Raw genomic sequence first — 16408 nt, 5'->3', positions numbered from 1 at the left:
ATCAGTGACGGCACGGTCGCCACGACCGGCCACGAGGGAGAACGACCGTGAGCGACACCACCCCGTCCGCCGCCCCCGAGGACAGCGCGGACGCCCCGTGGCACGACGCGAGCCCTGCTTTCGACGAGACCCCGGCACAGTCAGCCCCCGAGCAGCCCGCGAAGCGGGAGCCCGAACAGACCACGGAACGGGCCGCGCAGCGGGCCCCTGAGCCTGAGCCGGGGGCGGAGTCCGGGCCGGGGGCGGGATCCGGGCGGGCCTCGGAGCCCGGGCAGGTCCCGGAGGCCGGGGAAGCCCCGGAGGCCGGGGAAGCCCCGGAGCCCGAGCGGGCCCCGGAGGCCGGGGAAGCCCCTGAGCCCGAGCAGACCTCGGAGCCCCAGCAGGCCCCCGAAGCGGGGCAGGCCCCGAAGCCTCAGCCGGGACCGGGGCGTCAGCAGACCCCGGAGCCCGAACCGACCCCGAAGCCCGAGCCGGGACCCGAGCCCCAGCAGACCCCGGATGACACCGTGCGCGGGCGCGCCGACCGTGACCCGGACAGTGGCTCCGGCCCCGGGCCCGGCCCGTCTTCCTCCCCGCACCGAAACGACCGTCCCGCCGGAGGCGATACCGCGTGAACGACGTACTCGACGTCGCCCTCCGGCTCGTCATCGTCTTTGCCGTGTTCATGGTCGTTCCGCTCGTCGTCGGGCAGGCGGAGCACAAGGTCATGGCCCACATGCAGGGCAGGCTCGGGCCCATGTACGCGGGCGGTTTCCACGGGTGGGCCCAGCTCGTCGCCGACGGGGTGAAGTTCGCGCAGAAGGAAGACGTCGTGCCGGCCGACGCGGACCGCCGCGTCTTCCAGCTGGCCCCCGCGGTCGCACTCCTCCCGTACCTCCTCGTGCTGGTGGCCATTCCGATCGGACCCGGCGAGGGCGCGGTCGGCCAGGTCGTCGACGCGGGCATCTTCTTCGTGCTCGCCGTCATGGGCGTCGGTGTGCTCGGCTCGCTGATGGCGGGGTGGGCCTCGGCCAACAAGTTCTCCCTGCTGGGCGGCCTCCGTACCGCCGCCCAGCTGCTCGCCTACGAACTCCCGATGCTGCTCGCCGCGGCCTCGGTGGCCATGGCGGCCGGTACGGTCTCGCTCCCCGGCATCCTCGACGCCTTCGCATGGTGGTGGCTGCCCTGGCAGATCGTCGGAGCCGTGGTCTTCTTCGTGGCCGGGCTCGCCGAGTTGCAACGGCCCCCCTTCGACATGCCCGTCGCCGACTCGGAGATCATCTTCGGGGCGTACACCGAGTACACGGGCCTGCGCTTCGCCCTGTTCCTGCTCGCCGAGTACGCCGGCATCGTCGTCCTCTGCGGGCTGACCACCGTGCTCTTCCTCGGCGGCTGGCACGGCCCGCTCGGTGCCGACGGACTGGGCTGGGTCTGGACCCTGCTCAAGACGGCCGTGCTGGCCTTCGTCGTCATCTGGCTCCGTGTCACCTACCCCCGCTTGCGTGAGGACCAGTTGCAGAAGCTCGCCTGGACCACGCTCATCCCCCTCGCCCTCGCGCAGATCGCGCTCACCGGCATCGTGAAGGTGGCGATCAACTAGTGCCCCCGATCCCCGGCTCAGGCCTGGCCAAGGGCCTCGCCGTCACCCTGCGGACCATGACGAAGCGCACGGTCACCGCCCAGTACCCGGACGTACAGCCCGAACTGCCGCCCCGTAGCCGCGGTGTCATCGGCCTGTTCGAGGAGAACTGCACGGTGTGCATGCTCTGCGCGCGTGAGTGCCCGGACTGGTGCATCTACATCGACTCCCACAAGGAGACGATGCCCGCGGCCGCTCCGGGCGGCCGTGAGCGCAGCCGGAACGTACTGGACCGCTTCGCGATCGACTTCGCCCTCTGCATGTACTGCGGTATCTGCATCGAGGTCTGTCCTTTCGACGCGTTGTTCTGGTCGCCCGAGTTCGAGTACGCGGAGACGGACATCCACGAACTCACCCACGAGCGCGACAAGCTCCGCGAGTGGATGTGGACCGTGCCGGAGCCGCCCGCGCTCGACGCGGCGGCCGAGGAACCGAAGGAGATCGCCGCCGCCCGCAAGACGGCCGACAAGCTCCGGGCCCAGGACACCGGACAGGGGGGAGGGGAGTGACCCTCGCAGCCGCAGGCCACCCCGGCTTCCTGTCGCCGGCCGGTGTCGAGATCGCCTTCGTCCTCGTCGGCCTCGTCACCCTCGGCGCGGCCCTCGTCACCGTCACGACCAGGCAGCTCGTGCACGCCGCGCTCTGGCTCGTCGTGGCCCTCGGTGGCCTGGCGGTGGAGTACCTCCTGCTCACCGCCGAGTTCATCGCCTGGGTACAGGTCCTGATCTACGTCGGCTCCATCGTCGTCCTCCTCCTGTTCGGGCTCATGCTCACCAGGGCCCCCATCGGGCGCTCCCCGGACGCCGACTCGGACAACCGGTGGATCGCCGTGGGCGTGGCCGGCGTCTCGGCCGCCGTCCTCGTGTGGGTCGTGGTGGACGCCTTCCGTACGACGTGGATCGACCTGGACGGCCCCGCCCAGGGCTCCACCGAGGCATCGGGCGAGTTCCTCTTCCGGCACTGGGTGCTGCCGTTCGAAGCCTTGTCCGTCCTGCTGCTCGCCGCACTGGTCGGCGCCATCGTCCTGTCCCGCAAGGACCGGGAGGGCCGGCCCGGCGGGCGCGGGGGCCGGGGCGGGACAACCGCCCCCGGCGGCGCCCGGTCACGCGCGTCCGGCAAGGACCGAGAGGACGAGAGCTGATGCACCTCGCCTATCCCGCCGTGCTCGCCGCCCTCCTCTTCTGCGTCGGGCTGTACGGCGTGCTCGCCCGCCGCAACACCATCCTCGTGCTGATGTCCGTCGAGCTGATGCTCAACGCGGTCAACCTCAACCTGGTCGCCTTCGACGTCTGGCTCCGCGACGCACTCCACTCCGGGCAGGCACTCACCCTCTTCGTCATCGCCATCGCCGCCGCGGAGATCGGCATCGGCCTCGCCATCGTCCTGGCCGTCCACCGCAACCGCGGCAGCTCGGACATCGACCGGCTCCGCGACACGGCCGAGACCGACGACGCCGAAGAGCTCCCCGACGACGCGGACGCCGCCGTCGGCGACGCCGCAGACCAGGCCACTGCTCCGGCAGGGAAGGCAAAGAAGGCAGAGGCCACCGCGTGACCACCACGACCCTCGCCGTCCTCGTACCCCTCCTGCCCTTCCTGGGCGCGGCCGCCGGGCTCCTCCTCGGAAGGAGCGCCCCCCACTTCGTCCGGCCCCTCGCGGTGCTGCCCACCCTCGCCGCGGCCGTCATCGCCGTCCTCGTCGCCGTACGCCAGGGTGGCGGACGAGCCGTCGACGCCTCGACCGAGCTCACCCCGACCGGTTCGGTCCCCATCGACCTCGCGCTCCACCTCGACGGCTTCGCCGTCCTCGTCGCCGTCCTCGTCGGACTCGTCGCGACCTGCGTCCAGGTCTACTCGACGGCCTACCTCAAGGACGACGCCCGCTACCCCTCCTACGCGGCCCTCGTCTCCCTCTTCACCTCCGCGATGCTGCTCGTCGTCTACTCGGGCGACCTGATGGTGCTCCTGGTCGGCTGGGAGATCATGGGCATCTGCTCGTACTTCCTCGTCGGCCACTACTGGGAGACCCCCGAGGCGCGCGCCGCCTCCCTCAAGGCATTCCTCGTCACCAAGCTCGGCGACGTGCCCTTCCTCATCGGCCTCTTCGCGCTCGCCGCCGACGCCGGGACCTTCCGCATCACCGGCGTCCTGGCCGCCGTCGACAACGGCGGGCTCGACCACCCCACCCTCGTCGCCCTGCTGCTCCTCGCGGGCGTCGCCGGCAAGTCCGCGCAGTTCCCCCTGCACACCTGGCTGCCCGACGCGATGGCCGGTCCCACCCCCGTCTCCGCGCTCATCCACGCGGCCACCATGGTCGCCGCCGGCATCTACTTCGTCGCCCGCCTCCTCCCCGTCTTCGCCGCCTCCGGCGCGGCGCTCGTCGTCCTCGCCGTGATGGCGGCCGTCACCATGATCGGCTCCGGCCTCGCCGCCCTCGCACAGGACGACATCAAACGCGTCCTCGCCTACTCGACCATCGGCCAGCTCGGCTACATGGCCGGGGCCCTGGCCGTCGGTGACCGCGGGGCCGCCGTCTTCCACCTCATCTCGCACGGCGCGTTCAAAGCCGTCCTCTTCCTCGCCGCGGGCGTCGTCATCCACGCCGCGGGGACCAACTCGCTCGCCGCCATGTCCCGGATGGGCAACCTGACCAAGCGCATCCCCGACGCGTACTGGACGATGACGGTCGCCCTGCTCGCGCTCGCCGCCATCCCGCCGTTCGCCGGCTTCTTCTCCAAGGAAGCCGTGCTCGTCGCCGCCGAACACACCGCCCTCGGCGACCGGCACGTGGCCCCGGCGGCGGCCGGCTGGACGATCCTCGTCGCGGGACTCCTCGCCGCGCTGCTCACCGCCGCCTACGCCACGCGCCTCTGGCTCCTCGCCTTCCGCGGCCGCGGCACGGACGTGGCCGACCACGGCAGGCAGCCCGCCGCCATGACCTCGGTCCTCTGGGTCCTCGCCGTCCCCACCATCGCCTTCGGCCTCACGGCCGGAGCCATCACCGACTGGTTCGACGGGCACAGCCTCACCCCCACCCTCGCGACCGCCGTCCTGTCGACCGGCGTCGGTCTCGTCGGCGGACTCGTCACCTACGGGGCCTGGCGGCACACGACGGCCACGACCGCGCGCCCCCCGGTGGGCGCGGTCGCCGCCCACCCGGACGCCGAGCCCGCCCTCGTCGAGGCCGAGGCGATGACCTCCCACACCGCCGTCTACGGGACCATCGCGGGCGCACCCGACCCCTCCGACCCCGGACGGCTCCTGCTCGGCCCCCTGCACCGCCACGCGGTCACCGGATTCCACCTCGACGCCCTCTACACGACGCTGTTCGTCCGCCCCGTCCAGGCCGCCGCCCGGCTCGTCCGCTTCCTGGACCGCGAGGTCATCGACACGTACGTGCGCGGGTCGGCCGGCCTCGCCCGCGGCCTCGGCAACGCGGTCCGCCGCGCCCAGACGGGCAACGTGCAGACCTACCTCGGCGCGCTGCTCGCCGGAACCCTTGTCCTGGCGATCGCCGCCGTCGTCTTTGCCAACGTCAACGCCGGGGCGTGACCGTGTTCGATATCAGCGCATCCGTGATGCAGTTCCTTCTGGCGTTCGTCGTCGTCGCGCCGCTCCTCGGTGCGGCCGCCGCGCTCCTGCCCGCACCCCCGGGGCTCAAGGGGAGGAACCCCGGCCAGGCCGTGCTCCGCCACGGCGTGACCGTGACCGGCGCGGTCCTCGCGGCCGCGATCGTCCTGGCCGCGGGCTTCGACCACGACCACCCGTCGAGGATGCAGGCCACGACGGACATCAGCTGGATCCCGGCACTCGACGTACGGATCCACCTCGGTACCGACGGCATCTCCCTCCCCCTCCTCGTCCTGACCGCGCTGCTGACCTTCCTCTGCGCGCTCTACAGCTACTTCAAGCTCCCCGCAGGCCCCTCGGCGAAGGGCTTCGTCGCGCTCGTCCTCGTCCTCGAGTCCGGCACGCTGGCGACCTTCGCCGTCCTCGACCTGCTGCTGTTCTTCCTGGCCTTCGAGATGGTCCTCATCCCGATGTACTTCCTCATCGCCCGCTGGGGCGGCGACCGGAAGCAGCCCGCCGCCTGGAAGTTCATCCTCTACACGCTGCTCGGTTCCGTGGTCATGCTGCTGGGGCTGCTCCTCATCGGACTGAAGAGCGGCACCTTCGACATGGTGGCACTCGCCACTGACAACGGCCGGGGCCTCACCGCGTCCGTGCAGGTCACAGCCGTGCTGGCCGTCGGCGTCGGCCTCGCCGTGAAGACCCCGATGTGGCCCCTGCACAGCTGGCTCCCCGACGCGCACACGGCGGCGCCGACCGTCGGCTCCGTCCTCCTCGCCGGCGTCCTGCTGAAGATGGGCACGTACGGATTCGTCCGCATCCTGCTGCCCGTCGCACCGGACGGGATGCGGACCTTCGCGCCGTACCTCGCCGCGTTCGCCGTCGTCGGCATCGTCTACGGCTCCCTGGCCTGCCTCGCCCTCGCCCGCCCCGGCGCCAGGGGCGACCTCAAGCGCCTGATCGCCTACTCCTCGGTCGGCCACATGGGCTTCGTGCTCCTGGGCATCGCCACCATGACCCCCACCGGCGTGAACGGGGCGCTGTTCGCCAACATCGCCCACGGGCTCATCACCGGTCTGCTGTTCTTCCTGGTCGGCGCGATCAAGGACCGCCACGGCACCGCGGACCTGGACACCCTCTCCGGAGCCACCGGGGCCGCCCTCTACGGCCGTGCCCCCCGCCTGGGAGGCCTGCTCGCCTTCGCGGCCGTCGCCTCGCTCGGACTCCCCGGCCTCGCCGGTTTCTGGGGCGAGATGCTCACGCTCTTCGGTGCCTTCGACCCGGCGGACGGCCTCAACCGCCCCGCCTTCCTCACCTTCATGTCCATCGGCGCCCTCGGCACCCTGCTCACAGCCGCGTACATGCTCATCGTGGTGCGCCGCGTCTGCATGGGCGCACACCGGGAGCAGCCGCAGCCGGTCCCGGACATCCAGAGCTACGAGTTCGCCGCCTGGACACCGCTCGCCGCCCTCACCGTCCTCGCCGGGCTCTGGCCGGCCGTCCTCCTCGGCCTCACCGACCCGGCCGTGCAGAAGCTCCTCGCAGGAGGCAAGTCGTGACCGTGGCAGCCGACAGCGCAACCGGGGCGGCGAGCCTCGTCCAGTCCGTCGACTGGCTGGCCATCGCGCCCCCCGTCGCCGCGGCCTCGGTGGCACTCGTCGTGCTGGTGGCCGACCTGTTCGTCCCCGAACGGCGCAAGCCGCTCCTCGGCTACGGCGCCGTCGCCGGCCTGGCCGCCGCCCTCGCCCTGCTCGTCCCGCTGCGCGCCGGGGACCGCTCCACCTTCTGCCTCACCGGCACGGCCGGGGCATGCAGCTACACAGCCGACCACTTCGCCCTCGCCATCCAGGCCCTCGTGCTCGGCGGCGCCCTGCTCACCGCCCTGCTCTCGCTCGGGGACACCCGCAGGCTCCCGGCCGGCGAGTTCTGGTTCCTCCTGCTGTCCTCCGCGGCCGGCGCCGCCCTGCTGCCCGCGGCCCGCGACCTCGCCACCCTCGTCGTCGCCCTCGAAGTCGCCTCGCTCCCCGCCTTCGCCCTCGTCGGCATCAAACGCGGCGACCGGCGCTCCTCCGAGGCCGCACTCAAGTTCTTCCTGTCGTCCGTCGTCGCCACCACCGTCATGCTCCTGGGCGTCAGCTTCGTCTACGCGACGACCGGCACCCTGCACCTCACGGAGATCGCCGCCCGCCTCGACGACGTACCCGGCGAGTTCGACACCCTCGCCAAGGCGGGGGTCGTCCTCACGCTCGTCGGCTTCGCCTTCAAGACGGCCGCCGCACCGTTCCACTTCTGGGTCCCGGACACCTACGTCGGAGCACCGCTCCCCATCGCCGCCTACCTCTCGGTCGTCGGCAAGGCCGTCGGATTCTCCGGGCTGATCCTCGTCACCGTGATCGGCTTCCCGTCCTACGCCGACGTCTGGGGGCCCGCCCTCGCCGTGCTCGCCGCCCTCACCATGACCGTCGGGAACGTGGCGGCACTCCGGCAGAGCGCCACCCGCGCCCGCAGCGCCGTACGCCTCCTGGCCTGGTCGTCCGTGGGCCAGGCGGGCTACCTGCTCGTCCCGATCGCCGCCGCGGCGTACTCCAGTGACGAGCAGATCGGTTCGACGGTCGCCTACGCCCTGATGTACGCCGTCGTGAACCTGGGGGCCTTCGCCGTCGCGGCCCTCGTCGCCCGCACCCGCCCGGGCAACCGCCTCGCCGACTACCGCGGCCTGTACGCCACCCGCCCGGCGGCCGCACTCGCCCTGGGCTTCTTCCTGCTCTGCCTGGCCGGCCTGCCGCCGGGCGTCATCGGCCTCTTCGCCAAGGTCACGGTCTTCTCCGCGGCCGTCGACGCCGGGCTCGGCTGGCTGGCCGTGGTCATGGCCGTCAACGTGGTGATCGCGCTGTACTACTACCTCCGGTGGACCGCGGCACTCTTCCGCGCCCCGGAGGACGTGCCCGGCGGCGGCCCCGCCCCCGGCCCCACCGCCGCTCCGCGCAAGCACCGCGTCCCCGCCCCCCTGACCACCGCGATCGTGCTCACCGGGCTCGCCGCCGTCGCCCTCTCGGGGGCGCCGCAGCTGATCCTGCGCTTCGCCGCTGTCAGCCTCTTCTGATCCGGCGTCCGCGGGCCGGATTCCGGCGCACCAAGGCTCCTGGGCCGCCGGAAGATCGGTTTGCCCGCGCCCGCGCGCGCAGGGCAAGGTCTTGCGTGCACGTGTCATCTGAACAGAGCAATGAGGAGCAAAGCGGTGCTGAACGGGTTCAAAGACTTCATACTGCGCGGAAACGTCATCTCGATGGCCATCGGCCTCGCCGTCGGAGCCGCGTTCACCGCAGTCGTCACCGGTTTCAGCAACGCCTTCATCGTCCCCCTGATCGGCCTCTTCACCCGTGGGACCGGTGACTTCAGCAAGGCCGTCTTCACGGTCGACGGCGTGAAGTTCCCCTACGGCCTCTTCGTCAGCGCCGCCATCGCCTTCGTCATCACCGCCGCGGTGCTGTACTTCCTGGTCGTCGTCCCCATGGCCCAGGTGCACAACCGCTTCACGACCAAGGAGGACGAGAAGAAGGCCGACATCAAGGCCGCGCTCCGCGACTGCCCCCGCTGCTTCACCGAGATCCCGGCCATCGCCACCCGCTGCGGCCACTGCACCAGCGACGTCGAGCCGGACCCGGAGGCCCGGGCGCTCGCGAACCTCCCCACCCAGCGCTGACGCGCACGCGGCGACAGGTCGCGCACCGGCGCGGAGGGACGGGAGCGGGCGGACGGGGCGGACCGCCAGGAGCGGACCGGGCAGCCACACGCGCCCGCCCGGCACGCGCTGGACGACCCGCACGGCCCAAGGGCGCGTCGAGCCGGCACCGCCGGGGGAGCCACCCGGGAAGCCTTCCGGGTCCGCCCCTTCGGCCGCCGCCCGGGCGGCCTCGCACAAGGGAACTAGCGCCCGCCGCCTCGCGTTGACCTGTACGGGAGGCTCCACTGGGGAGTGGAGCACCACCGAGCAAGGGTTCCCCTGCTGCACCACTTGGAGGGCGTCCGTGCACCGCCGGCACAACGGGCTGAAGACCGCAGTTCTCCTCGGGGGACTGTCCGCGCTCATCATCGTCATCGGCAGCATCTTCGGACGCACCGGTCTGATCGTCGCCCTGCTCGTCGCACTCGCCACCAACGCCTACGCGTACTGGAACAGCGACAAGCTGGCCCTGCGGGCCATGCGGGCCCGGCCGGTCAGCGAATTCGAGGCGCCGCAGCTCTTCCGCATCGTCAGGGAGCTGTCGACGGCCGCCCGTCAGCCCATGCCCCGGCTCTACATCTCCCCGACGCAGGCGCCCAACGCCTTCGCCACCGGACGCAACCCGCGCAACGCCGCCGTCTGCTGCACCGAGGGCATCCTCCAGATCCTCGACGAGCGTGAGCTGCGCGGCGTCCTCGGCCACGAGCTCAGCCACGTCTACAACCGGGACATCCTCATCTCGTCCGTCGCGGGAGCACTGGCCTCCGTGGTCATGTTCCTGGTCAACTTCGCCTGGCTCATCCCGGTCGGCCGGTCGGACGACGAGGAGGGCCCCGGCATCATCGGGATGCTGCTGGTGATGATCCTCGGGCCGCTCGCCGCCTCCGTCATCCAGCTCGCCGTGAGCCGCTCCCGGGAGTTCGAGGCCGACGCCTCCGGTGCGCAGCTCACCGGCGACCCGCTCGCCCTCGCCGGCGCCCTCCGCAAGCTGGAGGCCGGCACCAGACAACTCCCGCTGCCGCCCGAACCGAGGATCGAGACCGCGAGCCACATGATGATCGCGAACCCGTTCCGCCCCGGCCAGGGCATGTCCAAGATGTTCTCCACCCACCCGCCCATGGCGGAACGCATCGCCCGACTCGAGCAGATGGCAGGGTATCGACCGTGAAGACAATCCTGAACGTCATTTGGCTGATCCTGTGCGGCTTCTGGATGTTCCTCGGCTACGTCGCCGCGGGCCTCCTGCTGTGCATCACGATCATCGGCATCCCCTTCGGGGTGGCGGCGTTCCGCATCGGTGTCTACGCCCTCTGGCCCTTCGGCTACACGGTGGTCGACCGCCACGATTCCGGGAGCCCGTCCCTCGTCGGGAACGTCCTGTGGGTGATCCTCGCCGGATGGTGGCTCGCCCTCGGCCACATCTTCACCGGCATCGCCCTGTGCGTCACGATCATCGGGATCCCGCTGGGCATAGCCAACTTCAAGCTGATCCCGGTCTCCCTGATGCCCTTCGGCAAGGAGATCGTCCGCAGCGACCAGCCGTTCGCCACCCGATAGCCCGGTAGCCCGGTAGCCCGGTAGCCCGGTAGCCCGGTGGCCCGGTGGCCCGGTGGCCCGGTGGCCCGGGTAGCCGGGACGAGCGGACGGCAACCACGGCCGAGCGGCCCGCGTCTTGACCTACAGGATCAAGCGACGGGTAGGTTCATGATCATGAGCATCATCAGCTGGATCATCCTCGGTCTCCTGGCCGGCGCCATAGCCAAGCTCCTCCTCCCGGGCCGCGACCCGGGAGGCATCGTGGGCACCACGCTCATCGGCATCGTGGGCGCGTTCCTCGGCGGCTGGCTCTCGTCGCGCTTCCTCGACCGCCCCGTGTCGACCGACTTCTACGACACGGCCACGTGGGTCGCGGCGATCGCCGGATCCCTCGTCCTGCTGATCGCCTACCGGCTGCTCTTCGGCAACTCCCGAGACCGCCGCTGACCTCGACCTCCGGGGCCGTCCAGCCGGACCGCCAGGACCCACAGCGCGACACCCGCCCCGAGGCCGACCTACGCCACGAGGGAGCGGCCTGCGCCACGAGGAGGCGGCCGACCACGAGGGAGCGGCCTGCGCCACGAGGAGGCGGTCCGCGCCACGGCGAGGCCGCCGGACACGAAGTCCTTAGCCCTCGCCAGGGAGGACCCGGCACACCCTCACGGTCCCGTCAGAAGGCCGGCAGAGCGCCCTCCAGGCTCAGCAACCGCTCCTTGCGCCCCACCCCGGCGGCGTAACCGCGCAGCGTCCCGTCCGCACCGATGACCCGGTGACACGGCCGGACGACCAGCAGCGGATTGCGCCCGATCGCCGTCCCGACGGCTCGCACCCCGGCCCCCGAGGAGCCCACCCGCGCGGCGATCTGCCCGTACGACACCGTCTCCCCGTACGGAACGGCGTCCAGGGCCTCCCAGACACGCTGCTGGAACGCGGTGCGCACGCCGTCCGCGTAGGTGATGTCGAAGCGTGTCAGCCGCCCCTCGAAGTAGTCCGCCAGCTGCCGGACGATCCCGTCGAACGCTTGCGGGGCATGACGCCAGTCCTCCCGCACGACGGCGGCACCCTTCTGCTCCGGCAAGGACAAGGAGACCAGCGCCACGCCGCCCACGGCATCCGCCCGCTCCTCGCCGGCCAGGAGCAGCTCACCCAGCGGGCTGTCGACCCTCGCGTACACCGTCGTCGTCTTCACGGTCGTCGTCACCACGCCTCACGCTTCTTCCCTGCCCGTGGACCACGGCACCGGTCCGCCCACCATTCCGTACGTCCGAGTCTGCGACCTGGGAAGCGGCACGACCGGCGGTATTCGGACATCGCGCACGCGGCCGCCGGCGGTCGCCGACAGCCATGGGCCGGACCGCAGCACGGACGAGGACGGACCACCACCCCACGAACACGACCGGTCCCACCACGCGGACACAGGGCGGACCACACCGTCGACGTGCTCCGCCCCGCTCACGACCCCGCTGCACACGGCAGCGACCCACCTACCGGTAGTTGGCGAACTGCACGGCGAAGTCGAGGTCCTTGCCCTTGATCAGCGCCTGCACCGCCTGCAGGTCGTCCCGGCTCTTCGAGCTGACCCGCAGCTCCTCGCCCTGGACCTGCGCCTTGACGCCCTTCGGGCCCTCGTCGCGGATGATCTTCGCCACCTTCTTGGCGTTCTCCTGGGAGATGCCCTCCTCGATCGTGGCGAAGATCTTGTACTCCTTGCCGGACAGCTGGGGCTCGCCCGCGTCCAGCGACTTCAGGGAGATCCCGCGCTTGATCAGCTTGGACTGGAAGATGTCGAGGATCGCCTTGACCCGCTCCTCGCCGTTCGCCTCCATGAGGATCTTCTCGCCGGACCACGAGATCGAGGCCCCCGTGCCCTTGAAGTCGTAGCGCTGGGAGATCTCCTTGGCGGCCTGGTTGAGGGCGTTGTCGACCTCCTGCCGCTCGACCTTCGAGACGATGTCGAAACTGGAGTCGGCCATGACGTGTGGCTCCTTGTGTCGTATGCGTTGGGTACGGCACAAAGCCTAGCCACCCCCGCCGGTCCCGAGCACTGATCAATCAGGTGGCGGAGCACCCCTGAGCATCGGGTATCGTTTACGTCGTCGCCGAGAAGCCCCGTAACGGAGCTTCCACGCGTCGTTCGAGGCGGTGTGCCCGAGTGGCCAAAGGGAGCAGACTGTAAATCTGCCGGCTCAGCCTTCCCAGGTTCGAATCCTGGCGCCGCCACAACGGGTAAGACCCCCTCCGACCAGCCATCACGGCAGGTCGGAGGGGGTTTTTCGTTGCTGATCCCCGTTCGATTCGTCGCGGACGGGACGCGGACGTGTCTCACCTCGTACCGCGTGTATTCCAATGTCGATCAGTGCGCGTCCCCCAGGTGTCCCCCCGGGGGAGAGCAGGATCACTCCGGCTCGTTCCACTCCCGGAGTGCCGCATCGATCTGGCTGTTGGCACGCTCGCGTGTCTGGTCAAGCACCTTGGCGTACACCTTGTGCAGCACTGCGATGCTGTGGCCGGCGCGGCGGGCGCACTCCATCGCGTCCACGCCGGAACTGAGCCAGAACGACACTCCAGCGTGCCGAAGGTCGTAGGGGCGACGGGCCAGCAGTGAGGCTGTCTCTGCCTCACTCAGCGCCTCCCGGCGGGCCTTCGCCCATACCTTCCCATAGCCGGTCTCTTGTAGCAGACCGTTGCGATTCGTCTGAAAGAGTCGGCCGTCAGGTGCCGTGCCCTGCTCTGCGATGTGCTGCCGCAGCATGCGGACGAAGTGCGGAGGGATGGGCACCGGTCGGGAATCCTTTTCGGCACGGGCCTTGAGGTGGCGCATCTCGTGAGCCGTCCCGTCGTTCGTCCAGCTCCGTCCGGCACGGACGATGCCCTGCCGCAGAGTGAGCATGCCCCATCCCGTTTCCGGGAGGTGGCACTGATCCGCGCGCAGTCCGGCGGCTTCGGCCGGCCGCATGGCCGCGTAGTACAGGCAGCCGAAGAATGCCTCCAGATGCCGCCCGCGGGGCCCCTGCCCGCGGACTCCCGCCAGGAGGGCGCGCACCTGCCGCGGATTGGCGACGCTCTCGGGGTCCACCGCCTCCACCGACTTCGGCGCGGTCCACTTCACGGCCGCGAGCGGGTTGACCGGGATGGTGAAGTACTTCTCCTCCACGGCGAGCCCCAGAACGTCACTCAGGCACGCGCGCTTCCTCTTCGCGGTGCGCGGCGACGCTGTCTTCCCATCCAGCCGCAGGGAGAGGGCGTCCAGGGCCAGACGTACGGTTGCGGAATCCTCCAGCGCGGACACCGGCACAGAGTTCTTGGCGACCCAAGCAAGGGCGCGGGCAACGTCGTCCGGCGGGGTCTCGTTCCAGCGGTTCCGGTTGTACGCCCACCCGTAGAGCGCTCGCCGCATGAGCGCGGCATCCGGCATGCCGGCCCTTGTCTTCACGAGCGCGGGAGTGATGGTGGCCAGCGCGTCGGCGTAGTTCCGCCGTGACTTCGCTGGGGCTTGCGCCCATTTACGGTCGACGTAAGCGCGACTGTGCTCGTACCAGGTGACCGAGCCCTGTTTGGCGCGCAGCTCGGAGACGGGGAGGCCCGTTTCCTCGTCGAACTGGTCACCGCGTCGCACGGCGGACATGAGTTCCGAGCGGCGCCCCTCTGCCTGCACCTTGAGCGCGTAGCTCTTGGAGTGCTTGCGCTCCCCGACCAGCCAACGGAGGCGGTACGGCTTCGGTCGGTCCTTGCGGATTTCGATGGAGTAGAGGCGGACGTCGTACGTGAGTGACATGCAAACTCCAGAGGGGCCCGGCGGAACCGGGCCCCTCGTGTCTCGTGTGTGCGGGTGGGGGTCGATCAGGCGGCGTCTTCCATCGACGCCCACCAGGCGTCGAGGTCGCTGCGGCGGCAGCGAAGCTGTCCGTTGGGGAGCTTGATGAGCTTCGGGGCCTTGCCGCGGGCGCGCATGCGGTAGAAGGCGGTGCGGCTCATCTCGATCTCTTCGAGGACTTCCGGGAGCTTGAGCATCTTGGGGGCAGCCAAGGCGAAGACTCCTTCTCAGGATTCGGAGGGGGAGGGGACCCGCGTCTGTCCGAGGTGCGGATTTCTGCGTCACCGCGTCATTCGCGTCACTCGCGGCTTTGACCTGCTGGTTTGAGTGACACAGGGGGTTGCGGGGTGTGTCATTGGTGACGGAGGCTCTCGTCATCGGGTGACGCTGGTGACGTGGGGTGACGCACCCGCCGCCCGTCTGCGTCACCGCTGTCTTGGCAGGCCACGGGCCGTTTGCCGCCCGTGGGTGACACGGGTGACGCAGCGTCTCTTTCCTTCGGACAAAGGAGGGGGTGGTGTCTGTTGTGATGCGCGGCTCAGGGCGTGAAGAAGGAGCCGCTTCGCGGCGCGACCATCGCAGGGCGGCGCCGCCGCCGACCAGCAAGAGGAGCACGCGCCGCCGGGTGCTCCTCTTGCTTGTATCGACCGGCAGGGCGGCCGGCGGTCAGAACGCCGGTTCCTGCTCGTGTCCAGGCGGCGCCGCCGGGGGCCGGGCCATTTCGATGTACCGGGCCGCCTTGGTGCGCCCCCAGTCCACGAGGACGCCCCGCGCCGCGAGGGTGGGCTGAAGGCGCTTGAGGCGGTCTGAGAGCACCTTGCCGGTGGTCGGCCAGCCCTTGGGAAGGGGGCGGCAGTCCTCGCCCGCGTAGAGGCCCGTGAGGGCGTGCAGCCACTCGGAAGAGGTCATCCGCTCCTCTCCTCCCGGGGCGAGGCCGGCGGCGTACTTCAGCACCGTCTGCGCCAGCAAGTCGCCTTCGATGACGTCGTCGTTCAGGTCGTCCAGACTCGCCCGGTAGGCGGCGAGCGACCCGAACCCGGTCGCCGCGTCGAGCTGCGCGCACAGGTGCGCGAAGTCCGCCATCCGCAGGTCGGTGGGAATGTCCGCCTCAGCCGCACGCACCTTCACCGTGAGGTCGAGCAGCGACCCGAGGATGACCGGCAGGGCCTGTGCGTACTCCGCCCACAGCTCCGCTTCCGTCCGCCGGACCTTGGGGCGTTCCAGCCGCAGCGGCAGCAGCCGTTCGGCGAGGTCGGGCCGGATCACGCCGACGTCGATACCCGTCAGCAGCAGGGGGCGCCGGTAGCGGGCGCGGACCACGTCGCCATCGGTGTACAGGGCGCGTTTGACGGTCTCGGCGCCGGTGACGATGCAGCACATCGCGTCGGACAGGTCCGGGGCGAGGTGGGAGAGGTTGTCCAGGGCGGTGACCCATCCGGCGGCCACGGCCGCGATCAGGTTTTCCTCATCCTTGGGGGCGCGGCGCAGGTCCCCGCTCATGCCCTCGATGATCCGTACGAGCATCCGCCCGCCGGTCGACTTCCCCGCGCCCTGGGGGCCGGTGAGGAACGGGGCGGGGACGGGCACGGACGGGCCGAGGCAGCCGATCAGCCACGCGATGGCGAGGCACTCGGTCTCGGCGTTGGCGAAGTTGCACAGCCTGAGCAGCAGATCGATGCCCTTGCCGTTGGTGTCCTTGGCCGGCATGGGCAGCTCGCCGGTGAGCTGGGTGCGGCGCCAGCAGACCTCTTGCGGGTCGGGGGTACGGATGTCCCATCCGGTGGGGTGGATGCGGACCGACTGTCCGTCGTCGCGCCCGAGGTCCAGCCAAGTGGCCCCGTCGAATCCGGGGGCGACGCGGATGTGTACGGGCTGGACGTCCTGGCTCAGCGCCAACGCTTCGATCAAGTCGAGTGCCTCCTTCAAGGCGGTGCCGTTGAACACGCCGTGCCCGTCGTGGAAAAGTCCGACCATGAGTTCCTGCCGGTGACTGCCCGACGTCCCTTGTGAGCGGATCGGGCGAGCCACGGGGTGGCCGTTCTTCTGCGCGTACACGGTTCCGTCAGCGGTGCGGAAGTAGCGGAAGTGCGTCTGTGCGTAGTCCGCGATGACGTCGCGGGCGGGGGTCTTGTTGTCGTCGGACATGG

General features: G+C 70.7%; 17 protein-coding genes and 1 tRNA gene. 13 read left to right on the top strand and 5 right to left on the bottom strand.

What is annotated here, in order from left to right:
• The first annotated feature begins 47 nt into the window (after positions 1-47).
• The 12 genes from ABZ371_RS01600 to ABZ371_RS01545 all read left to right on the top strand — a co-directional run bounded on the left by ABZ371_RS01600 (position 48) and on the right by ABZ371_RS01545 (position 10894).
• Positions 48-614: a hypothetical protein gene (locus tag ABZ371_RS01600; protein ID WP_358672566.1), complete on the top strand. Its 567-nt coding sequence runs from the start codon at positions 48-50 to the stop codon at positions 612-614.
• Positions 611-1579 (top strand): complex I subunit 1 family protein, encoded by a 969-nt coding sequence (locus ABZ371_RS01595; RefSeq protein ID WP_358672565.1) that lies wholly within the window; start codon positions 611-613, stop codon positions 1577-1579. Before ABZ371_RS01600 ends, ABZ371_RS01595 begins: the two co-directional genes overlap by 4 nt.
• A complete protein-coding gene (locus ABZ371_RS01590; protein ID WP_358672564.1) occupies positions 1579-2127 on the top strand; it encodes an NADH-quinone oxidoreductase subunit I in 549 nt (182 codons plus the stop codon). Before ABZ371_RS01595 ends, ABZ371_RS01590 begins: the two co-directional genes overlap by 1 nt.
• Positions 2124-2759 carry an NADH-quinone oxidoreductase subunit J gene (locus ABZ371_RS01585; protein ID WP_358672563.1) on the top strand — a complete coding sequence of 212 codons (636 nt, stop codon included), beginning with the start codon at positions 2124-2126 and terminating at the stop codon, positions 2757-2759. The genes ABZ371_RS01590 and ABZ371_RS01585 overlap by 4 nt, the downstream gene beginning before the upstream one ends.
• Positions 2759-3172 (top strand): NADH-quinone oxidoreductase subunit NuoK, encoded by a 414-nt coding sequence (nuoK, locus tag ABZ371_RS01580; protein WP_358672562.1) that lies wholly within the window; start codon positions 2759-2761, stop codon positions 3170-3172. The genes ABZ371_RS01585 and nuoK overlap by 1 nt, the downstream gene beginning before the upstream one ends.
• Entirely contained in the window at positions 3169-5169 is a 2001-nt protein-coding gene (locus ABZ371_RS01575; RefSeq protein WP_358672561.1) for an NADH-quinone oxidoreductase subunit L, read from the top strand. The genes nuoK and ABZ371_RS01575 overlap by 4 nt, the downstream gene beginning before the upstream one ends.
• A 26-nt stretch (positions 5170-5195) precedes the next feature.
• Positions 5196-6746 (top strand): NADH-quinone oxidoreductase subunit M, encoded by a 1551-nt coding sequence (locus tag ABZ371_RS01570; protein ID WP_358672568.1) that lies wholly within the window; start codon positions 5196-5198, stop codon positions 6744-6746.
• A complete protein-coding gene (locus tag ABZ371_RS01565; RefSeq protein ID WP_358672560.1) occupies positions 6743-8290 on the top strand; it encodes an NADH-quinone oxidoreductase subunit N in 1548 nt (515 codons plus the stop codon). Before ABZ371_RS01570 ends, ABZ371_RS01565 begins: the two co-directional genes overlap by 4 nt.
• A 135-nt stretch (positions 8291-8425) precedes the next feature.
• A complete protein-coding gene (locus ABZ371_RS01560) occupies positions 8426-8890 on the top strand; it encodes an MscL family protein (protein ID WP_358672559.1) in 465 nt (154 codons plus the stop codon).
• Between the two features lie 325 nt (positions 8891-9215).
• Positions 9216-10079 (top strand): zinc metalloprotease HtpX, encoded by an 864-nt coding sequence (htpX, locus tag ABZ371_RS01555; RefSeq protein WP_358672558.1) that lies wholly within the window; start codon positions 9216-9218, stop codon positions 10077-10079.
• Positions 10076-10468, top strand: a complete 393-nt coding sequence (locus ABZ371_RS01550) for a YccF domain-containing protein (RefSeq protein WP_358672557.1) — start codon at positions 10076-10078, stop codon at positions 10466-10468. The genes htpX and ABZ371_RS01550 overlap by 4 nt, the downstream gene beginning before the upstream one ends.
• A 153-nt stretch (positions 10469-10621) precedes the next feature.
• Positions 10622-10894: a GlsB/YeaQ/YmgE family stress response membrane protein gene (locus tag ABZ371_RS01545; protein WP_307125491.1), complete on the top strand. Its 273-nt coding sequence runs from the start codon at positions 10622-10624 to the stop codon at positions 10892-10894.
• Between the two features lie 223 nt (positions 10895-11117).
• Here the strand turns inward: ABZ371_RS01545 and ABZ371_RS01540 are convergent, their stop codons facing one another.
• Together ABZ371_RS01540 and ABZ371_RS01535 are read right to left on the bottom strand one after the other, a co-directional pair.
• Entirely contained in the window at positions 11118-11651 is a 534-nt protein-coding gene (locus ABZ371_RS01540; protein WP_358672556.1) for a methylated-DNA--[protein]-cysteine S-methyltransferase, read from the bottom strand.
• Between the two features lie 280 nt (positions 11652-11931).
• Complete coding sequence (locus tag ABZ371_RS01535; RefSeq protein WP_014154639.1) at positions 11932-12420, bottom strand: YajQ family cyclic di-GMP-binding protein; 489 nt, start codon at positions 12418-12420, stop codon at positions 11932-11934.
• Between the two features lie 165 nt (positions 12421-12585).
• Here ABZ371_RS01535 and ABZ371_RS01530 point away from each other — a divergent pair.
• Positions 12586-12667, top strand: a tRNA-Tyr gene (locus ABZ371_RS01530).
• A 175-nt stretch (positions 12668-12842) separates the two neighbouring features.
• Here ABZ371_RS01530 and ABZ371_RS01525 read toward each other — a convergent pair.
• The 3 genes from ABZ371_RS01525 to ABZ371_RS01515 all read right to left on the bottom strand — a co-directional run bounded on the left by ABZ371_RS01525 (position 12843) and on the right by ABZ371_RS01515 (position 16406).
• Entirely contained in the window at positions 12843-14222 is a 1380-nt protein-coding gene (locus tag ABZ371_RS01525; RefSeq protein WP_358672555.1) for a tyrosine-type recombinase/integrase, read from the bottom strand.
• Between the two features lie 65 nt (positions 14223-14287).
• Entirely contained in the window at positions 14288-14473 is a 186-nt protein-coding gene (locus tag ABZ371_RS01520) for a helix-turn-helix domain-containing protein (protein ID WP_358672554.1), read from the bottom strand.
• 454 nt (positions 14474-14927) lie between these two features.
• Positions 14928-16406, bottom strand: a complete 1479-nt coding sequence (locus ABZ371_RS01515; protein WP_358672553.1) for an ATP-binding protein — start codon at positions 16404-16406, stop codon at positions 14928-14930.
• Between the last annotated feature and the right edge of the window lie 2 nt (positions 16407-16408).

The organism is Streptomyces sp. NPDC005899 (assembly GCF_040629645.1).
Classification (GTDB): domain Bacteria; phylum Actinomycetota; class Actinomycetes; order Streptomycetales; family Streptomycetaceae; genus Streptomyces.
Note: the sequence above shows the minus strand (reverse complement) of the source record. Positions and strands in the feature narration are given on the sequence as shown.